Origin of the sequence: Mesorhizobium sp. M7A.F.Ca.US.006.04.2.1, assembly GCF_004022915.1 — a bacterium.
Taxonomy (GTDB): Bacteria; Pseudomonadota; Alphaproteobacteria; order Rhizobiales; family Rhizobiaceae; genus Mesorhizobium; species Mesorhizobium ciceri.
Genome location: NZ_RZQA01001125.1, coordinates 1 through 1,627, shown reverse-complemented (window position 1 = coordinate 1,627; position 1,627 = coordinate 1). Strand labels below are relative to the sequence as shown.

The window sequence follows — 1,627 nt, the reverse complement described above, 5'->3', positions numbered from 1 at the left end:
GCACTGGGCCGGCGGTTTCAAAACGCATTAACGCGGAACTCGATTACTTAAGCCCGAGATAATAGAATGCGATTATGGCCGAACTCCGGCCGACCTCGCGAGTTGTCACATCGCGCCGGATTCCTCCTCGAACCCGTCGTCGCCTCCTTCGGAGCCGCCATTCTCAAGGAACTTTTCGGCGATCAGCCCGGCATTCTGTCGGAGCGCCAGCTCGATCTCGCGTGCGGTGTCGGGATTGTCGCGCAGGAACAGTTTGGCATTCTCGCGGCCTTGGCCGAGACGCTGCGAATTGTAGGAGAACCAGGCGCCCGACTTCTCGACCACGCCGGCCTTGACGCCGAGATCGACCAGTTCGCCGGTCTTGGACACGCCTTCACCATACATGATGTCGAACTCGACCACCTTGAAGGGCGGCGCCAGCTTGTTCTTGACCACCTTGACGCGGGTCTGGTTGCCGACGACTTCGTCGCGGTCCTTGACCGAGCCGATGCGGCGGATGTCGAGGCGCACCGATGCGTAGAATTTCAGCGCGTTGCCGCCGGTCGTCGTCTCGGGCGAACCGAACATGACGCCGATCTTCATGCGGATCTGGTTGATGAAGATGACCATGGTGTTGGAGCGCGAGATCGAGGCGGTCAGCTTGCGCAGCGCCTGGCTCATCAGGCGGGCCTGCAGGCCGGGCAGCGAATCACCCATCTCGCCTTCGATTTCGGCACGTGGCGTCAGCGCCGCGACCGAATCGACCACCAGCACGTCGATGGCGCCGGAGCGCACCAGCGTGTCGCAGATTTCCAGCGCCTGCTCACCGGTGTCGGGCTGCGAAATCAGCAGGTTTTCGAGATCGACGCCAAGCTTGCGGGCATAGACCGGGTCAAGCGCGTGCTCGGCATCGACGAAGGCGCAGATGCCGCCCTTCTTCTGGGCTTCGGCCACGGTGTGCAGGGCCAGCGTCGTCTTGCCCGAGCTTTCCGGCCCGTAGATCTCGATGATGCGGCCGCGCGGCAGGCCACCGACGCCAAGCGCGATGTCGAGGCCAAGCGAGCCGGTCGGCACCGTTTCGATCTCGACGACCTGCTCGTTGGCGCCGAGCCGCATGATCGAGCCCTTGCCGAAAGCCCGCTCGATCTGCGACAGCGCCGCATCCAGAGCCTTTGATTTGTCCACTGCCTTGTCCTCTACCAGCCGCAAAGAATTCTGAGCCATGATACATCACCCCTTGGTCGTCAATGAAGGCCGGACAATCCGTAATCCCTGCCTATTTGTACCTTTTTTGTTCTCATTTGGCAAGAGGGATCAAATATCTGAAAAACAAGCATTATCCGGATTTGTTCTTTTTTTGTCCAAGGATTCGATCAGGAATGCACCGCACGTTGGGCCAGACGGCTCGGTTGTTTCGACCTGCCGAATCGCCGCCTTGCATGCGAAGCTCGGTCGCACAGCCTAGCGCTTGTGCGGCTGGAATAACAAAGGTCATATCGCCGGCATGCTGAAATCCGCGAAAATACTGGCCGTAGGCGGCGCCCATATCGACCGGCGCGGCCAGGTGTCCGGCGCCTACGTGCCCGCCGCCTCCAATCCGGGCACAATGCGCGAGGATGTCGGCGGCGGCGTCTTCAACGCCTTGCGC

At 61.2% G+C, this 1,627-nt stretch carries 1 protein-coding gene and 1 pseudogene; one reads left to right on the top strand and one right to left on the bottom strand.

Features of this window, described 5'->3' with window-relative positions; translation table 11 throughout:
• Window positions 1-105: 105 nt before the first annotated feature.
• Window positions 106-1,203, bottom strand: a complete 1,098-nt coding sequence (gene recA, locus EN925_RS35000) for a recombinase RecA (RefSeq protein ID WP_013532151.1) — start codon at window positions 1,201-1,203, stop codon at window positions 106-108.
• 280 nt (window positions 1,204-1,483) lie between these two features.
• Here recA and EN925_RS41195 point away from each other — a divergent pair.
• Window positions 1,484-1,627 (top strand): annotated as a pseudogene (locus tag EN925_RS41195) (carbohydrate kinase); the annotation flags it as partial.